Genomic DNA, 17,285 nt, shown 5'->3' on the forward strand with positions numbered 1-17,285 from the left:
GCCAAGACATGTATCATAAATTAAACAAAAAACATTAGTTATGTTGAAAAGAATTAAGCCTGTCAGCATGGTTTTGCTTGCGAGTACGTTGTGTTTCTCCGGAAATATATACGCGGCTTCAGGTGCAGGTAATCCGACCACTGACATTTCCCAACAAAATGCAAAAGTAACGGGAGTCGTCGAAGATGCTTTAGGACCGGTTGCCGGCGCGTCTGTTGTCATAAAAGGAACCACCAACGGGACAATGACCGATATGGATGGTAACTTCACTTTGGATGGGGTGAAAAAGGGAGATATTATCCAAATATCTTTTCTTGGTTACGCCACACAAGATATTCCTTATACCGGACAAGCATCAGTGTCCGTACATCTTGAAGAGGACACGCAGAAATTGGATGAAGTAGTCGTGACTGCTTTGGGTATGAAGCGCGATAAAAAGGCGCTGGGATATGCCATGCAGGAGTTGAAGGGAGACGACTTGTTGTCTTCCCGCGAACCGAATCTTGCCAATTCGTTGTCCGGTAAAGTCTCCGGTTTGCAGATTGTCCGTTCCAGTAACGGGGTGGGAGGATCTTCGAAGATCGTGCTCCGCGGTAACAGTTCGTTGTCCGGAAGCAACCAACCGCTGATCGTGGTGGACGGTACGCCGATGGATAACTTTACGGGTGGTGTGGACGATGTCTGGGGTAACTCCGGTACGGATATGGGTAACGGGCTTTCCGATATCAATCCCGAAGACATCGAATCGATGACGGTGCTGAAGGGTGCTTCGGCTGCCGCTCTCTACGGTTCGAGAGCCGGTAACGGCGTGATCCTGATCACAACCAAATCAGGACGGAAAAACGAAGGTCTGGGTATCACGGTTAACGCCGGTATCACGACCGAATCCATTTTCCTCAAGCCGGATATGCAGAACAGTTTCGGACAAGGTTCGGTCGGTGTTTACGACAACCAGTCCCGCTTGAGTTGGGGACCGAAAGCGGAAGGACAGACGGTGACGGACTGGCTCGGACATCAGGTGCCCTTGAGGACATATGACAATATCGACGCCTTCTTTCGTACTGGAACTTCTTTTAACGAAGGCGTCAGTTTCCAGCAGAATATCAACGGTACTTCCGTCTTTACCTCCATCAACCGTTCGGACGATGCCGGTATTACACCGGAGTCAAGGCTGAACAAGACAAATATCACATTGCGTGCCACTACATTCCTCGATAAGGCGGAGAAATGGAAAGTGGATGCCAAGGTGAATTACATCAATATGAATGCCCACAACCGCCCGATCCAGGGTGTGAATCCGTCGAATGCGTTCAACACGATCTATAACCTGCCGCGTTCGCTGAATGTGGCACAGTTCAAGCAGAGTGTGGACGAAGAGGGCAATATGATCTGGTGGGACGCTTCCAAGAACCCGCAGGAAAACCCGTATTGGGTGACCAAATACCGCCAGAACAACGATACCCGTAACCGTCTTTTGGGAAATGTATCGTTGAAATATTCACCCACAAACTGGTTCGATATCGAACTGCGCGGCGGTACCGACTATTATACGACAACCAAGAACGAGAAAGTATATGCCGGCGGCAACACCTCTCCCCGAGGCTTGTATAACGAAGGTTCAGAAACGTTCTACGAAAACAACTATAGTTTCCTGGCTACCGCACGCAAAGATAATTTGCTGGATCGCCTGGGCGGTTTCGTTACCTTCGGCGGTAACCTGATGATGCAGCAAAGAACCAAGATGAACGCTTCGGCGGGCGAATTGTTGGTTCCGAACCTGTTCTCCCTGAACAACGGCGTTAACAAGCCGACCGTGACTTCTGAGTTGATCCGCCGGAAAATGAACTCCCTCTATGGATCGTTACAACTGAACTGGGACGGTTACTTGTTCCTGGACGTGACAGCCCGTAACGACTGGTCGTCTACAATGTCCAAGGCCAACCGCTCCTATTTCTATCCTTCGGTCAGTCTCTCCGGTGTAATCTCGGATATGTTGCCCAAGATCGGAGGTAGTATGCCGGAATGGTTCACATTTGCAAAGGTAAGGGCTTCTTATGCGGAAGTAGGTAATGACCTCGACCCGTATCAATTATATAATAATTATACGGTGGGAAAGGATGAGAATGGAAATACGACGGCTACCCCCGGTCAAACCTTGTTTGATCCGAGCGTACGAAGCGAGTTGATCAAATCATGGGAAGCCGGTTTCGACGTGCGTTTCCTTCAGAACCGCTTAGGTTTGGATTTCGCCTGGTATAAGACGAATGCTACCCGCCAGTTGCTGAACCTGCCGCTGGACCCGTTTGCCGGATATAGTTCACGCAAGGTGAACGCCGGTAATATCCAGAACGAAGGTCTGGAAATCTCGCTGAACGGCGCTATCTTCCAGAGCCATGACCCGCAGGGTTTCAACTGGAATGCGACAGCCCAGTTCTCACTGAACCGCAACAAGATCATCGACCTTTATCCGGGCGTCACGCTTTATGACATCAAGACACTGGATGCGATCCAGATCGTGGCCGCGCAAGGTAGTTATTATGGTGATATTTACGGACAAACCTTCCTGCGTGTGACTGACAAGGACAGCCCGCATTATGGAAAGGTGATCGTCGGCGAAGACGGCTTACCGCTAATCTCGACCGAGAAGAGCAAGGTGGGTAACCAAAGCCCGGATTGGATGCTCGGTTTGACAAACAACTTTTCATATAAAGGATTTAACTTGAGTTTCCTCATCGACTTCCGTATCGGTGGCGACATCTATTCGGCAACGGCGTCCAACCTGTTTGTCCGGGGTAATGCAGCCGGAACAGTGGTGAACGGTGAACGTCAGGATTTTGTCGTGCCTAACACGGTTGTACAGAAAGACGGGGGATATGTGGACAACAATGTTCCGGTTACTCATCAGAACTATTGGGAACGGATCGGATCGACCGGTAATTACGGCTTGCCGGAAGTCTTCACATACGATGCGACTAATATTCGTCTGCGTAACATCACTCTGGGATATACGTTCAATAAAAACATGCTGAAAAAGACGCCGTTCCAGCGTCTGAACCTGTCGGCTACCTGCAATAATGTGTGGATGATCCATTACAACCTGCCGGGGATCGATCCCGAATCCGTTTCGGCAACCAACACGAATGCGACCGGTTTTGAAAACGGGGCCGCTCCGACAAGCCGTTCGTTCACATTTAACGTGACGGTAGGGTTCTAAAAATATTTTTGCCGTCCGGCCGCTGAAAACAAGAAAAAATGAATTTGGAACTTTCCGGTCGTCGGGCAGCAGATTTTTTTGATAATTTGTAATCATTTTGTAAACAATAGAAAATATGAACGCAAAAAATAGAATATTAGTAGGCATGTTCTCCGTGGCAGCTTTGTTTTCTTCCTGTAGCGATTTTCAGGAGATAAATGAAGATCCGAATCAGGTGGATGAAAGTAAGGTGAAGCCTGAATGGTTCCTGAACGCCTCGATCATTGGCGACCAGATGAATCCGGAGATCGCCGAACGTATGTTTATCCTGACCTGGAACCGGGCGTCCCGTTTCAACCGGGGAAGCGGTTTCACGATCGGTACGGATAATAATGACTATATTACGCGCTACCTGAGTAACGACTACGCCGTGAAATGGCTGAACCAGGCAACAAAAGCCGTTCAGCTGGGCGAGAAGAAGGTGGCCGATGGCGAAGCCGAGCTCTATCCTTATTATAAGAATGTGATCCAGATGGCACGTATCTGGCGGGCTTACCTGAACTCTGAGGTCTCTGACGGTTTTGGCCCGATTCCGGCGTTGGATGCTTTTTCTGGCGTTCCGGGCGAGTATGATAGTGTAGAAGCTATCTATACCTTTATCCTGAAAGAGTTGAAGGAAGCGGAGGCCGCTCTCGATCCGTCGATCGATATGTCTCCGATGTCGGCCGAAGACGCTTTCTATGCTGGAAATGTAAGTATGTGGAAGAAATATGCCAATTCCCTGCGTATGCGTCTGGCGATGCGTATCGTGAATGCCAACCCGCAACTGGCCGAGAGCGAGTTTGAAGATGCCGCCTCCAAAGGGTATATATCTTCTCTCTCCGAACTTGCCGGCGTACAGGAAAAGGACGGATGGAGCGACTTGACCAGCGTCATGTCCCGTACTTGGAATGCGCAGGCGATGTCTGTTACATTCAAGAATCTGGTGGTTGGCCTGGGAAACAGCGAATTTCCGCTGCCCGATTCGTTGAAGACGCATTTGAAGGATCCGCATACTTATATGGGTTTGTATCTGGATAAGCATTTTCCGTTGACGACGAACGATCCGTGTGCCGGATTCTATTTCGACGGTATTCCGCAGTATGTCGATCCGCGTGCACCGAAACTGTTCAGTGTAGTAGGGTGGAACGACGGGGTTGTCTATTCCGATTATATCGGGGCAGCCAGTGACGTGAAACCGGTTTCCCTCTTCGATCCGAACGATAATACAAAGCCGATGTTGACAATCGATCCTAAATACACCTGGGGCACATGGGTGGCCGGCGAATGGGACGTGAAAGGTAGCTTGGCTACCGAATTGACCGGAAAGAACTATAACTATCCTTCCATATCCAAGCAATACCGCATGAGTACCCAAAAACGTGTCTATTTCGGACCGTGGGAAAGCTATTTCCTGCTGGCTGAAGCCGGCGTGCGCGGTTGGAATGTTCCGGGATCTGCCAAGTCGAACTACGAGAACGGGGTGACTTCCAGCTTCGAGTATCATGGCTTGCTGAGTGAAGTAGGGGCTTATTTGGCCTCTACCGAGTATAACAGGATCGGGACATCCGTCAATTTCGACCATACGACCGAGGCAAAGCCCTATACCGTGAACTATGTCGATCCGTATACGAAGGAAAACAAGACGATGACTTATACATATCCGAAGAACTCCATTTATCGTGGCGGCGCTTATAACAACGATGCCATGACGAAGATCTTTACGCAGAAATATATTGCCCAGGTGCCCTGGTTGCCGGAAGAAGCCTGGAGTGATCATCGCCGCATCGGATTGCCTTTCTTCGAGAACCAAGCTGTCGAAAAAGACTACAACCCGCTAAACCAGGTTCCGCTGACGGTTGCCACCTCGAAAGAATGCCGTCTGGAATTTTATCCGAAGCGTTACCGCTACCCGGCCAATATCCAGACGAACAACCTCGAAGGCTATAACAAAGCCCTCGAACTGCTGGGCGGCCCGGATGTGGTAGGAACTGCCTTGTGGTGGAACCTGAAGTAATAGCACAGACACACTCCATATTGTATTAATGTTAGCAGCGTCGTACGTTTCCGAATGTACGGCGTTGTTTTTTTGTTGCTATTGCTCGCTCTTACCGGAAATAGTAATAATTGAGCATTTTATCGTAAAGATAGAACTTGTTTTGTGCATGATTATGACAGACCTTTGCGAAGTCACCATGAAGCAAACAACTATATTATATACGTAAAAAATGACAACAAAACGAACAAAGAGCTCTTTCCGGGCGATGAGTACCAAAAGGCAGCTCGAATCGGTTTTTCTTTTTGTGACAGGACGCTGCAATGCCAAATGCGCCATGTGTTTCTATGCAGGGGAAATGGATAAAAAGGAGAAGGATTTGACCTTTGACGAAATCAGGAAAGTTTCTGAAACGGCCGGCGAGTTCAATCGCCTATGGATTTCTGGTGGTGAGCCGACCTTGCGGGAAGACCTGCCGGAGATAATCGAAATGTTTTATCGGAATAACCACGTGAAAGATGTCAACATCCCGACCAACGGATTGAGGCCGGACTTGATTGTCGAATGGATAGCCCGTTTGCGCAAAAGCTGTCCCGAAACCAACTTTAACGTCAGCCTTTCCCTCGACGGTTTTGGTAAAACACACGATATCCAGCGCGGTGTTCCGGGTAATTTCTATAAAGGGCTGGAAACCCTTAAGAAAATAGACGAACATTTCCGCGACGACGGGAAAGTGCTGAAAAATGTCGCGACCGTCATCACTAAATATAATATCGATGAAATACAAGACTTCATGTTTTGGGTATTCGCCCGTTTCCACACTTCCACCCATACCATCGAAGCCGCCCGCGGCATGACACGCGATGACGGAGTGAAGATACTGACGGAATCGACATTGCGGAAAATACAAGATGACGTGGCGCCGATCTATTGCGGTTACGCCGATCGCATGGTACAGGAAACCACCGGTCTCAGAAAACCGATCACCCGCTTCTTCTATCTGGGGTTCATCCGGACGTTATATAATGTGCGTGCCGGCAATATTGACGAACCGACTCCGTGGGGAATGGATTGCACGGCCGGCGAGACCACCCTTGTGATCGATTATGACGGCCGTTTCCGTGCTTGTGAACTCCGGGAACCGCTCGGAAATGTCAAAGAGTATGGTTGTGACATCGCTAAAGTGATGCAGGGCGATGCAATGAAGCAGGAGATAAATGCCATCGGACACGGGGCGAAGGCCAATTGCTGGTGTACGCATGGCTGCTGGATCACTTCGTCCGTCGTTTTCAATCCGGGAAAGATGCTGAGAATGGTCTATAAAGGCTATCGTGAAATGAAAAAGCTGAATCGTCCGGTTGTCTTCAATGAAGAAATACTTAGGAGCATGGAAGATAAATATGGTCTTGACCGCGAGAAATTATACACTCTTCATATAGGTTGAAACCTTTCAAAAAAGGTTGGCAGAAAAGTCCTTAATCGAACATCTGCCAACCTTTTTCATATAGTCGGGACAATAATCGCTTATTGCATTCCTTCCGTAGTCATTTCTTTATTGATCTTCTTAACCAATCCCTGGAGTACGGCACCCGGACCCAGTTCGATGAAGTGATCGGCTCCGTCGGCAATCATGTTCTGGACGCTCTGTGTCCAGCGAACCGGAGCGGTCAGTTGGGCGATCAGGTTAGCCTTGATTGTTTCAGGGCAGGTTTCGCCTTTCGTGCTTACATTTTGGTAAACAGGGCAAGCCGGTTTGTGGATTGGGGTTGCTTCGATAGCAGCAGCCAGTTCTGCGCGGGCCGGTTCCATCAGCGGAGAGTGGAAAGCGCCACCCACTTTCAGTTTCAGTGCACGTTTTGCACCGGCAGCCAGCATTTTTTCACATGCGGCATCGATACCTGGTACGGAACCGGAGATGACAAGCTGCCCCGGACAGTTGTAGTTTGCACAAACGACAACTTCGCCTTCGATGCTTGCGCAAATCTCTTCTACTTTTTCGTCCGGCAATGCCAGAACGGCAGCCATAGTCGAGGGAGTGGCTTCGCAGGCTTTCTGCATCGCCATAGCGCGTTTGGATACCAGGACAAGTCCGTCTTCGAAAGACAATGCTCCGGCTGCAACAAGTGCAGAGAACTCTCCTAAGGAGTGTCCGGCTGTCATATCCGGTTTGAACTGGTCACCTAATGTTTTAGCAAGAATGACTGAGTGTAAGAAAATGGCAGGCTGTGTTACTTTTGTCTGACGCAGATCTTCGTCTGTTCCGGAGAACATCAGATCGGTAATACGGAAACCGAGGATTTCGTTAGCCTTCTCAAACATCTCTTTTGCAAGGGGATTGTTTTCGTAAAGGTCTTTTCCCATTCCGACAAACTGTGCACCCTGACCGGGAAATACATACGCTTTCATTTTTTCTAATCTTTTTCTAATTTCAGTTTTTTAAGATGGCGCAAAGGTAATAAATTTAGAATAACTGGGGTACTATTCATTACAAATTGTATCTTTGCCCCATCGATAACAGAAATATTAACGACTAATTTATACAATATCATGGATCAATTATTATTTCTTGGAAACTTAGGTACAGGCGAAATTGTTATTATCGCCATTGTTGTGTTGTTACTTTTCGGTGGCAAAAAAATACCTGAACTGATGAAAGGTATCGGTAAAGGTGTGAAGAACTTTAAAGACGGTGTAAAAGGATTAGAAGACGACATTAAGCTGGACGATACTGATAAGAAGTAAAAGATGGCAGAATTAGAACAAGAAGAAATGTCCTTCTGGGACCACCTGGAGGCACTTCGTTGGACTCTGTTCCGTTCTTTTTTAGCGCTCTTTGTTTTTGCTATAGGCAGTTTTGCCTTTATGCGGGGGGAAAATGGTATATTCCACCGTGTGATAGAGGCTCCTTGTTCATCTGATTTTATCTTTTACAGATGGCTTTGCGAGTTGAACCAGTGGTTGGCGAATATCAGTCCGTGGTTTGATGTTTTACCGGATTTCTGCAATGATAATTTTCACGTGCAGATATTTAATATCAAACTGGCATCTCAGTTCTTTACTCACATGACTACCTCTTTTTGGCTGGCACTTGTGCTTACTTTTCCCTATCTGATGTGGGAAATCTGGAAGTTTATCAGTCCTGCTTTATATGAGAATGAGAAAAAGAATGTCAGATGGGTATTCCTGTTGGGAACAATTATGTTCTTTGTCGGATGTGCAGTCGGATATTTTATGGTATTCCCGATGACACTGCGTTTTTTGGCAACATACGAATTAAGTGCTAATATCATAGAACAGGTATCTCTGGATTCGTACATGGATAATTTCCTGATGCTGATCTTTGTGATGGGGATTGTCTTTGAAATGCCTTTGGTGTCGTGGCTCATGTCGCAGATCGGTTTGTTGAAGCGTTCGTTCTTCCACAAGTATAGACGACATGCTGTCGTGGGGCTGTTGGTTGCAGCAGCATTCATTACTCCGAGTAGTGACCCGTTCACATTAAGTATCGTATTCTTCCCGTTGTATGGGCTGTTCGAATTGAGTGCCCTTTTTGTGAAGAAAGATCCTCCCGAAGAAGAAGATCTTGACGATGAAGATGAAGAGAATACGGAAATTGCACCGGCTTAAAACTACAGACATTGTAAAATAGTTATAGAAGAGACGCATATTTAATAGGTGCGTCTCTTTTTTTGTATATTTGTCAAGACTAAAACAACAGTAAACATGAGGCACATTTCCTTATTGGCGGTCTCCTTGCTGGCTCTGGCAGCCTGCACGCCGGAAAAACAACAGGAGGCGGATGATTATACACAATATGTAAATCCTTTTATCGGGACGGATTTTACCGGCAACACCTATCCGGGAGCGCAAGTACCTTTCGGAATGGTTCAGTTGAGTCCCGACAACGGGCTTCCCGGTTGGGACCGTATTTCAGGCTATTTCTATCCCGACACGACTATTGCCGGTTTCAGCCATACACATCTGTCCGGGACGGGTGCGGGGGATTTGTACGATATCTCTTTCATGCCGGTAACGCGTCCGTATAAGGAAGCGCCTGCTCCTTTGGGCATCTATTCGACATTCTCGCATAATGACGAGGCGGCTTCGGCTGGCTATTACCGTGTACTACTGAAAGATTATAATATTAATGTCGAGTTGACCGCGACCGAACGTTGCGGCATTCAGCGTTATACGTTCCCCAAGGCGGAGGCATCCGTATTCCTGAACCTCAAAAAAGCGATGAACTGGGACTTCACTCTGGATTCGCGAATCGAAGTGGTCGATTCGATGACGATCCGCGGATATCGTTTCTCACAGGGCTGGTCACCTTTACAGCATGTCTATTTTGAAACCCGTTTTTCGAAACCTTTCGTGGCTTATCATCTGGACACGACTTCCATCGCTACGAAGGATCGCGGCTGGATCGGTACGGCCTATGTTGCCCGTTTTGATTTTAATACGGAGAAGGATGAAGAAATTCTGGTGACAACAGGAATATCCGGAGTCAGCATGGAAGGGGCAGGCAAGAACTTGCGTGCAGAGGCTCCGAAAGATGATTTCGATTACTATCAAGCACTGGCTGCTAAGGAATGGAATAAGCAGCTTTCCAAGATAGAGGTGAAGAGCCGGGATACCGATGATCTGGTGAAATTCTACACAGCACTCTACCATTCCATGATCGCCCCGACTATCTATAGTGATGTGGACGGTTCGTATTACGGCCCGGATCAGCAGATCCATAAAGCGGACGGATGGACGAACTATTCTACCTTCTCGTTGTGGGACACCTACCGCGCTTCCCATCCGTTATTCACCTATACTGAACCGGAACGTGCAAACGATATGATCAAAGGGTTCTTGAAATTCTATGAACAGAATGGAGCTTTGCCGCTGTGGAACCTGTATGGCTGGGAAACCAATATGATGATCGGCTATCATGCCGTTCCCGTAATTGTGGATGCTTATCTGAAAGGAATCGGTAACTTCGATCCCGAGAAGGCGCTCGAGGCTTGTATCGCTACGGCCAACCGGGATGACTACCGGGGGATCGGCGATTACAAGAAGTTGGGATATGTCCCGGCTTACAGTGATCCGGAAAAATGGGAAAACTGGTCGCTATCCAAGACATTGGAATATGCTTATGATGATTACTGCATCGCGACAATGGCGGAGAAGATGGGGAAGAAAGAGATTGCCGACGAGTTCTATAAACGTGCGCAAAACTACCGGAATGTTTATAATCCGGCCACATCTTTTATGCAGCCGCGTGACGAGAAGGGCAATTTTGCCACAAACTTCAGCCCCGACGACTATACCGAAGATATCTGCGAAAGCAATGGCTGGCAGTATTTCTGGTCCGTTCCCCAGGATCTGGACGGTCTGATCGGCCTGGTCGGAAGTAAGGAGCGTTTTGCTGAAAAACTGGACAGCATGTTCACGTATGTGCCGAAGTCGACCGAAGACCTGCCGATCTTCAGCACCGGCATGATCGGACAATATGCTCATGGCAACGAGCCGAGCCATCATGTGATTTACTTATATAATAAGGTCGGACAACCCTGGAAGACACAGAAATATGTGGCGGAAGTGTTGCATGATCTGTATCAGAATGCTCCGGACGGTATCTGCGGGAATGAAGATTGCGGACAGATGTCGGCCTGGTTCGTATTCAGTTCGATGGGCTTTTATCCGGTCGATCCGATCAGCAGTAAGTACGAGATCGGAAGTCCGATGTTCCCGGAGGTGAAGATGCATCTGTCAAATGGCAAGACCTTCACGGTTTTGGCGCCGGCAGTAAGCCGTGAGAATATCTACATCCAGTCTGTGAAGCTGAACGGCCAACCGTATGACAAGAGCTATATTACCCATGAACAGATTATGAATGGCGACACATTGGAATTTGAAATGGGGAACCAGCCGGGACCGGTCTGGTATGAATAACGTATGTAATTACCATGAAAAAGAAACTGTTTTTATTATGCCTTGTATGCTCCTGTACCGTCTTTTTTGCTTTGGCACAGGAGCGTGAATATGTGATTGTCGTACATGGAGGAGCCGGGAATATGGGCGACCTCCAGGACGACCCGGAAAAGTCGGTCAGTTATTATGCCGCTCTGGATTCCGCTCTGATGATCGGCGACCGTATTCTGTCTGCCGGTGGCGAAGGTCCGCAGGCAGTCATGGCTGTGATTAACTATTTTGAAAGCAATCCTTTGTTCAATGCGGGGAAAGGAGCAACCTGCACGGCTGATGGGACCTTCGAACTCGATGCATCCATCATGGAAGGCAAAGACCTGTCCGCCGGAGCCGTAGCCGGTGTGAAAAATGTTAAACATCCGATTAATGCAGCCTATGCCGTAAAGACAAAGACCGGCCATGTGATGTTGAGTGGTGCCGGGGCAGATGCTTTTGCCAAAGAGCAAGGCTTGGAACTGGTCGATAATATGTATTTTGCGACTCCAAAGACTTTAAGCTGGATCGAAAAGCTGAAACAGGAAAGCAAAAAGAACGGAACAGTCGGTTGTGTAGTGTTGGATAAGAAAGGCAACCTTACGGCCGGAACCAGTACAGGCGGTATGTTTAAAAAGAAATGGGGACGTATCGGCGATTCGCCGGTGATCGGAGCCGGGACCTATGCGGATAATAATAGTTGTGCCGTTTCCTGTACCGGTCATGGGGAATACTTTATTCGCCATGCCGTCGCCTTTAATGTCTGTGCCCGTTATAAATATCTGCAGGAGCCGGTAGAGAAGGCTGCCGGTTATATCATTAATACCGAACTGAATACAAATGAAGGTAATGGCGGTCTGATTGCAGTCGACAAGCAAGGAAATATCGCTATGCCTTTCAACAGCACAGGTATGTTCCGCGGATATCTCTATAAACAAAAAGGTTCCGACCGGATTGAAAAGAAAGTCGGGATAGGGGATAAACTGGTTTCTTTTGAAGGAAAATAGAGGGGCTATCCTGTTTCGTATTTATCAGGAAATGGGATCGGCCACATATCATGTTTTTCAGAGTCATCTATCACTCTATCACACCTTGCCTATTAAGTTCTGATTATCATGTTTTTATGGTGTGATAGATGCTGTTTTTATCTATCACACTTCTATCACACATCTATCACCAATATTCTAAAAAGATGTAATCTTTTTTTTTGTGGGTTAAGTGTCTTATTTTCAATAATGTAGTATGCTGTTTGGCTGTACATCCGGATGTCGGGATCATAAACATCCGGATGTACAGAGCGGCTACATCCGGGTGTAGAAGATCGTAAGATGGGGATGTTTGCAAGCATTTCTGCCTGCTTTTGAGTAAAAAGTATAGGACTAATTGATTTTATAGAAGTATCTTACGATATTTAGTGCGAGTTTGTCGGGAAGGATTGCTTTAAATTTGGCAAACAGAACCTGTCCCGCCGGTCCGACAACCGTTCGGAATGCCGGTTTTTTTGTTTTGACTAATTTGCAGATGGCAAGCCCCAGTTTTTCCGGATTACTTCCTCCGTTTTCGGCTTCTTCAATGATCTTCATGCTTTTAGCGAAAGTTTGCCCATAATCCTCATGGTGGAGAGTGGCTGCCGATATGTTACGGTTGGCGGTGAAATTGGTTTTGAAATCGCCCGGTTCTACCAGGCAAACCTGAATACCGAACGGATGCACCTCGATGGCCAATGCTTCGCTATATCCTTCGACTGCAAATTTGGAAGCCGAATAGAAACCTTGAAAAGGAACGGCTATGATGCCGCCTATGGAACTGATGTTGATGATTTTCCCTTTCCCGGCCTTGCGCATATGGGGAAGCACTTCGCTGCAAACACGGGTTACTCCTATAAAATTGGTGTTCATCTGCCAGGTGATTTCCTCGTCAGTTGCCAGTTCTACCGCGCCGCTGATCCCGACTCCGGCATTGTTGACAACTACATCGATACGTCCCTGCTCGGACAGAATCCGGTTGATAGCATCACGTATGGAAACAGTGTCGGTCACGTCCATCCGGATCATCCGGATGCCTTCAGGGGTATTATCCGTTTCTTTACGGCTTGTCCCGTAAACGGTATAGCCTTGTTTCGCCAATAGGGTAGCTGTTATCTGGCCAAAACCGGAAGAAGCGCCGGTTACCAGTATGATGTCTGTATTCGCCATACTCAGGATTGGTTTGGACTATGATGAACTAGTTTAATATCGATAAGGTCATCAAGAATTGATGCGTGTAAAGATAGGCCGGTTAAAAACCGGGTTAGTCCGGACAGTATACCGGATAAAATGTGTAAGTGTTTCATGTATGAACTTTATGCTTACAAATATACTGCTTAATTATATATAGTAGGGTCCGTGTCATCCTTTTTTAATGCCTTATCGATATACTCAACTAGTTTTCTGTTTTTAAATCTTACGGTGTATTTATATTTCATTATCAATAAAAATATGATATCGATCAATATAAGGATGATGATGACAAGTAGAAGTATCACTGCCGGATTCACACCTATTACTTCTGCATTAAGCATATCCTCGTATATGGAAAGAATGGATATCATATCATTTATCTATTAGTTTGTTTTATGTTCTACGTTGGCCGGATTTGGAAACTGGACTATTTTCACATTCTTGTTATTCTTGAATGAATCCGTTTTTGTTAAATCCGGAGACTGCACGTATCCCTGCGGTACGTTTTCCATTAAGACAGCTTCACATGCATCTATTACTTTCTTTATAATATTTGTATCTACAGATGTCTTATCTGCTATTGCCTGAATAAATTCTACTTTGTTCATGTTGTAAATTTTGAGTCGTCTATCTTATTACACACAAAGGAAAAGATGTTATGGTGGATATGCAACTATTTTCCCGGGTAACATGTCTCAATTTGTCACAAAGGTGTGACAAATAGTCCCCGCAAAAAGGTTTATGCCCTGTTTTACAAGTTCAGGGACTATTTGTCATAGGTTAAAACTTTTTGTCATCTTATTTTGTTTTGGATTTGTTTTATTTGTAATGCATATAAAAAATTGGAAATAATGAATACGTATTATTTATCTTCGGGGCAACTCCTGGAACCGTCCGAATCATCTTTGTCCATACCTGCTAAAATCGGAGCGAATGTAGAGATATGGATATATAATCGTTTCGGATGCCTGATTTTCCATATTGTGGAAAGATGCTTGTCTGATAAGTGCGTTTGCTTCTGTGAAGGTCAAAACTGGAAGGAAGTGGCTTCGATTGCCGTAGTCAGCATAGACAAAGTAAACTATGTTTATAAGATTAAAAAGGCCTGAACCAATCAGGCTTTTTTTATTTGAAAGTCGAAGCAATAAACAAGATGTGCGCAAAAGGAGAACCAAAAAGAAGGTTTCTTTGCAAAAAAGTTATTACTTTGCAACTGATTTAGACTACTAACATTAAAAGATAACGAACTGATACCATGATTTGGAACGAAACTATCGAATGTATGAACCGCGAGGAAATGCGGAAATTACAGAGTATCCGCTTAAGGCGGGTTGTTGAACACGCTTATCATAACTCTCCTTTCTACCGTAAAAAAATGCAGGAAATGGGGATAACGCCGGAAGACATTCATTCTATTGACGATATAGTGAAGCTCCCGTTTACCGTTAAACAGGACTTGCGCGACAATTATCCTTTCGGATTGATGGCCGTGCCGATGTCGGAGATTGTCCGGTTGCACGCTTCTTCCGGAACGACGGGAAAACCGATCGTCGTCGGCTATACCCGGAAAGATTTATCTATCTGGGCTGAAGTGGTGGCACGATGCCTGACTGCTTATGGCCTGACAAAGAACGATTCCGTACAGGTCTCATACGGTTACGGCTTGTTTACCGGAGGCTTGGGAGCACATGCCGGAGTCGAGAACATCGGTGGGACGGTAATTCCGATGAGTAGCGGTAACACCCAGAAACAGATTCAGTTGATGCATGACTTCGGGGCTAAGGGCTTGGCTTGTACTCCTTCTTATGCGTTGTATCTGGCCGAAACGATCCATTCGTCCGGCATTCCTTTGGAAGAATTCAAATTGCGCGTCGGTGCTTTCGGTGCTGAACCTTGGACGGAAAATATGCGTAAAGAATTGGAAAACAAATTGAATATCAAGGCGTATGATATCTATGGCCTGACGGAAATCTGCGGTCCGGGTGTCGGAGGCGAGTGCGAGTGCCAGAACGGTACGCACTTATGGGAAGACCATTTCTTTCCTGAAATAGTAGATCCGGTTACCCTGAAACCTGTAGAACCGGGACAGCATGGAGAATTGGTTTTCACGACATTGACGAAAGAAGGCATGCCGATGATCCGTTACCGTACGCGTGACCTGACGCATCTGATTTATGAGAAATGCGAATGCGGACGTACGGCTGTGCGTATGGGACGTATCCTCGGACGTAGTGACGATATGTTGATTATAAGGGGTGTGAACGTATTCCCGTCTCAGGTGGAATCGGTTATTCTCGAAATGCCGGAATTCGAACCCCATTATCTGATTGTGGTCGACCGTGTGAACAATACAGACACATTCCAGATTCAAGTGGAAGTGCGCCAGGAATGTTATTCGGACGAAATGAACAAGATGATTGCCCTGAAGAAGAAAATCGCAAACCGCATGCAGAGCGTGATCGGTTTGCAACCCGATATAAAGATTGTCGAGCCACGCAGCATCGAGCGGAGTATGGGTAAAGCCAAACATGTGATCGATAATCGTAAATTAGTATAAACCCCTAAAGTTTAAATGCTATGTTAATTAAACAGTTATCTATCTTTCTGGAGAATAAGAAAGGCCGTTTCACGGAAGTTGCAAAAATATTAGGCGAAGCCGGCGTAAACATGTCCGCTTTTACGGTTGCCGAAAATTCAGACTTCGGCATCTTGCGTCTGATTGTGTCGGATACGGATACAGCTATCAAGGTTTTGCGCGACCGTCTATATGCGGTGAGTGTGGCCGATGTCGTTTGCCTGCATTGTCCCAATCAGCCGGGAGCATTGGCTAAAGCAATGGATATTATTACTTCAGCTGGAATATTTATTGAATATATGTATGCTTTTTCTCAGGGCGAAGCGGCCAATGTGATCATTCGTCCCGACAATGTAGAGAAGTGTGCGGAGGTTCTGAAGGCCAATAAACTGGAGCTTATTGCGGCCAGTGACTTATATAAGTTGTAAATATTAACGTTAAGCGCTTCGTTTATTTGTCGGAAAACTTTAACTTTGCGCGCTAAAAGTATGTGAATGAAAAAGGTTGTATATTTATTGATGATGATCACAGTACTGTTATCTTCCTGCGGGGAGTATAATAAGATACTGAAAAGTACGGACTACGAGCTGAAATATTCGTATGCAAAGAAGTATTTCAATGCAAAACAATATTCGAAGTCTGCCACTTTATTAGATGAATTGGTACCTGTATTCAAAGGTTCCGCTAAAGCTGAAGAATCTTTGTATTTGCTGGCACAAAGCTATTACGGCCAAAAAGACTATCAGACTGCTTCGCAATACTTTAATACCTATTATACGACTTATCCGAAAGGCGAATACACCGAGTTGGCCCGCTATTATTCGGGTTATGGATTGTATCTGGATTCACCGGACCCCCGCTTGGACCAGACACAAACGTATGAGGCTATTAATCAGTTGCAGTTGTATCTGGAGTATTATCCGCAAAGCGAACGGGCCAAGGAAGCCCAGAACATTATGTTCGAATTGCAGGAAAAGCTCGCCTACAAGGAACTACTGGCAGTCCGGTTGTATTTCAACCTGGGTACCTATATGGGAAACAACTATCTTTCATGTGTGATTACCGCGCAGAACGCACTTAAGAACTATCCGTATTCCAAATACAGGGAAGAGTTTATGTTCTATACCATTCGTGCCAAATATGAACTGGCCATAGTAAGTGTGGAAGAAAAGTTGCAGGGACGTTATCGCGAAGTTGTGGATGAATATTACAACTACATGAACGAATATCCCGAAGGCAAGTATGTAAAACAAGTTCAGAAGTTCTACGACTATGCCAGCAAGCGAATAACAGATACGTATTAACGAAAACAAC

14 protein-coding genes are annotated in these 17,285 nt (G+C 46.2%); 11 read left to right on the forward strand and 3 right to left on the reverse strand.

Features of this window, described 5'->3' with window-relative positions; genetic code table 11:
* Positions 1–40 precede the first annotated feature (40 nt).
* The 3 genes from ACPYIV_RS04040 (at position 41) to ACPYIV_RS04050 (ending at position 6,672) form a co-directional block, all read left to right on the forward strand.
* A complete protein-coding gene (locus tag ACPYIV_RS04040; protein WP_425885666.1) occupies positions 41–3,214 on the forward strand; it encodes a SusC/RagA family TonB-linked outer membrane protein in 3,174 nt (1,057 codons plus the stop codon).
* A 115-nt stretch (positions 3,215–3,329) separates the two neighbouring features.
* The gene (locus tag ACPYIV_RS04045) at positions 3,330–5,249 is read left to right on the forward strand and encodes a SusD/RagB family nutrient-binding outer membrane lipoprotein (RefSeq protein ID WP_425885668.1); all 1,920 of its coding nucleotides are present in this window, start codon (positions 3,330–3,332) and stop codon (positions 5,247–5,249) included.
* A gap of 211 nt (positions 5,250–5,460) precedes the next feature.
* Positions 5,461–6,672 (forward strand): radical SAM/SPASM domain-containing protein, encoded by a 1,212-nt coding sequence (locus ACPYIV_RS04050; RefSeq protein WP_425885670.1) that lies wholly within the window; start codon positions 5,461–5,463, stop codon positions 6,670–6,672.
* An 80-nt stretch (positions 6,673–6,752) separates the two neighbouring features.
* Here the strand turns inward: ACPYIV_RS04050 and fabD are convergent, their stop codons facing one another.
* Positions 6,753–7,634, reverse strand: a complete 882-nt coding sequence (gene fabD / locus ACPYIV_RS04055) for an ACP S-malonyltransferase (protein ID WP_293733444.1) — start codon at positions 7,632–7,634, stop codon at positions 6,753–6,755.
* Between the two features lie 141 nt (positions 7,635–7,775).
* Between fabD and ACPYIV_RS04060 the strand changes: the two genes are divergently transcribed.
* The 4 genes from ACPYIV_RS04060 to ACPYIV_RS04075 all read left to right on the forward strand — a co-directional run bounded on the left by ACPYIV_RS04060 (position 7,776) and on the right by ACPYIV_RS04075 (position 12,184).
* Complete coding sequence (locus ACPYIV_RS04060; protein WP_075964325.1) at positions 7,776–7,970, forward strand: Sec-independent protein translocase subunit TatA/TatB; 195 nt, start codon at positions 7,776–7,778, stop codon at positions 7,968–7,970.
* Positions 7,971–7,973: 3 nt separating this feature from the next.
* A complete protein-coding gene (gene tatC / locus ACPYIV_RS04065) occupies positions 7,974–8,855 on the forward strand; it encodes a twin-arginine translocase subunit TatC (protein ID WP_293733443.1) in 882 nt (293 codons plus the stop codon).
* A gap of 96 nt (positions 8,856–8,951) precedes the next feature.
* Complete coding sequence (locus tag ACPYIV_RS04070) at positions 8,952–11,168, forward strand: GH92 family glycosyl hydrolase (RefSeq protein WP_293740455.1); 2,217 nt, start codon at positions 8,952–8,954, stop codon at positions 11,166–11,168.
* A 14-nt stretch (positions 11,169–11,182) separates the two neighbouring features.
* Positions 11,183–12,184 (forward strand): isoaspartyl peptidase/L-asparaginase family protein, encoded by a 1,002-nt coding sequence (locus ACPYIV_RS04075; protein WP_299360905.1) that lies wholly within the window; start codon positions 11,183–11,185, stop codon positions 12,182–12,184.
* 372 nt (positions 12,185–12,556) lie between these two features.
* Here the strand turns inward: ACPYIV_RS04075 and kdsR are convergent, their stop codons facing one another.
* Together kdsR and ACPYIV_RS04085 are read right to left on the reverse strand one after the other, a co-directional pair.
* Positions 12,557–13,372: a 3-ketodihydrosphingosine reductase gene (gene kdsR, locus ACPYIV_RS04080; protein WP_301704727.1), complete on the reverse strand. Its 816-nt coding sequence runs from the start codon at positions 13,370–13,372 to the stop codon at positions 12,557–12,559.
* Between the two features lie 407 nt (positions 13,373–13,779).
* The gene (locus ACPYIV_RS04085; protein ID WP_293733439.1) at positions 13,780–14,004 is read right to left on the reverse strand and encodes a hypothetical protein; all 225 of its coding nucleotides are present in this window, start codon (positions 14,002–14,004) and stop codon (positions 13,780–13,782) included.
* Positions 14,005–14,247: 243 nt separating this feature from the next.
* Here ACPYIV_RS04085 and ACPYIV_RS04090 point away from each other — a divergent pair, with 243 nt between their 5' ends.
* The 4 genes from ACPYIV_RS04090 (at position 14,248) to ACPYIV_RS04105 (ending at position 17,275) form a co-directional block, all read left to right on the forward strand.
* Positions 14,248–14,505: a hypothetical protein gene (locus ACPYIV_RS04090; protein WP_293733438.1), complete on the forward strand. Its 258-nt coding sequence runs from the start codon at positions 14,248–14,250 to the stop codon at positions 14,503–14,505.
* 146 nt (positions 14,506–14,651) lie between these two features.
* Positions 14,652–15,953: a phenylacetate--CoA ligase family protein gene (locus ACPYIV_RS04095; RefSeq protein ID WP_301704729.1), complete on the forward strand. Its 1,302-nt coding sequence runs from the start codon at positions 14,652–14,654 to the stop codon at positions 15,951–15,953.
* Between the two features lie 20 nt (positions 15,954–15,973).
* Positions 15,974–16,399, forward strand: a complete 426-nt coding sequence (locus tag ACPYIV_RS04100; protein ID WP_005639303.1) for a hypothetical protein — start codon at positions 15,974–15,976, stop codon at positions 16,397–16,399.
* A 66-nt stretch (positions 16,400–16,465) separates the two neighbouring features.
* Positions 16,466–17,275 carry an outer membrane protein assembly factor BamD gene (locus ACPYIV_RS04105; RefSeq protein ID WP_293733436.1) on the forward strand — a complete coding sequence of 270 codons (810 nt, stop codon included), beginning with the start codon at positions 16,466–16,468 and terminating at the stop codon, positions 17,273–17,275.
* Positions 17,276–17,285: the final 10 nt, after the last annotated feature.

Origin of the sequence: Parabacteroides vesiculifaciens (genome assembly GCF_049860805.1) — a bacterium.
GTDB lineage: Bacteria > Bacteroidota > Bacteroidia > Bacteroidales > Tannerellaceae > Parabacteroides.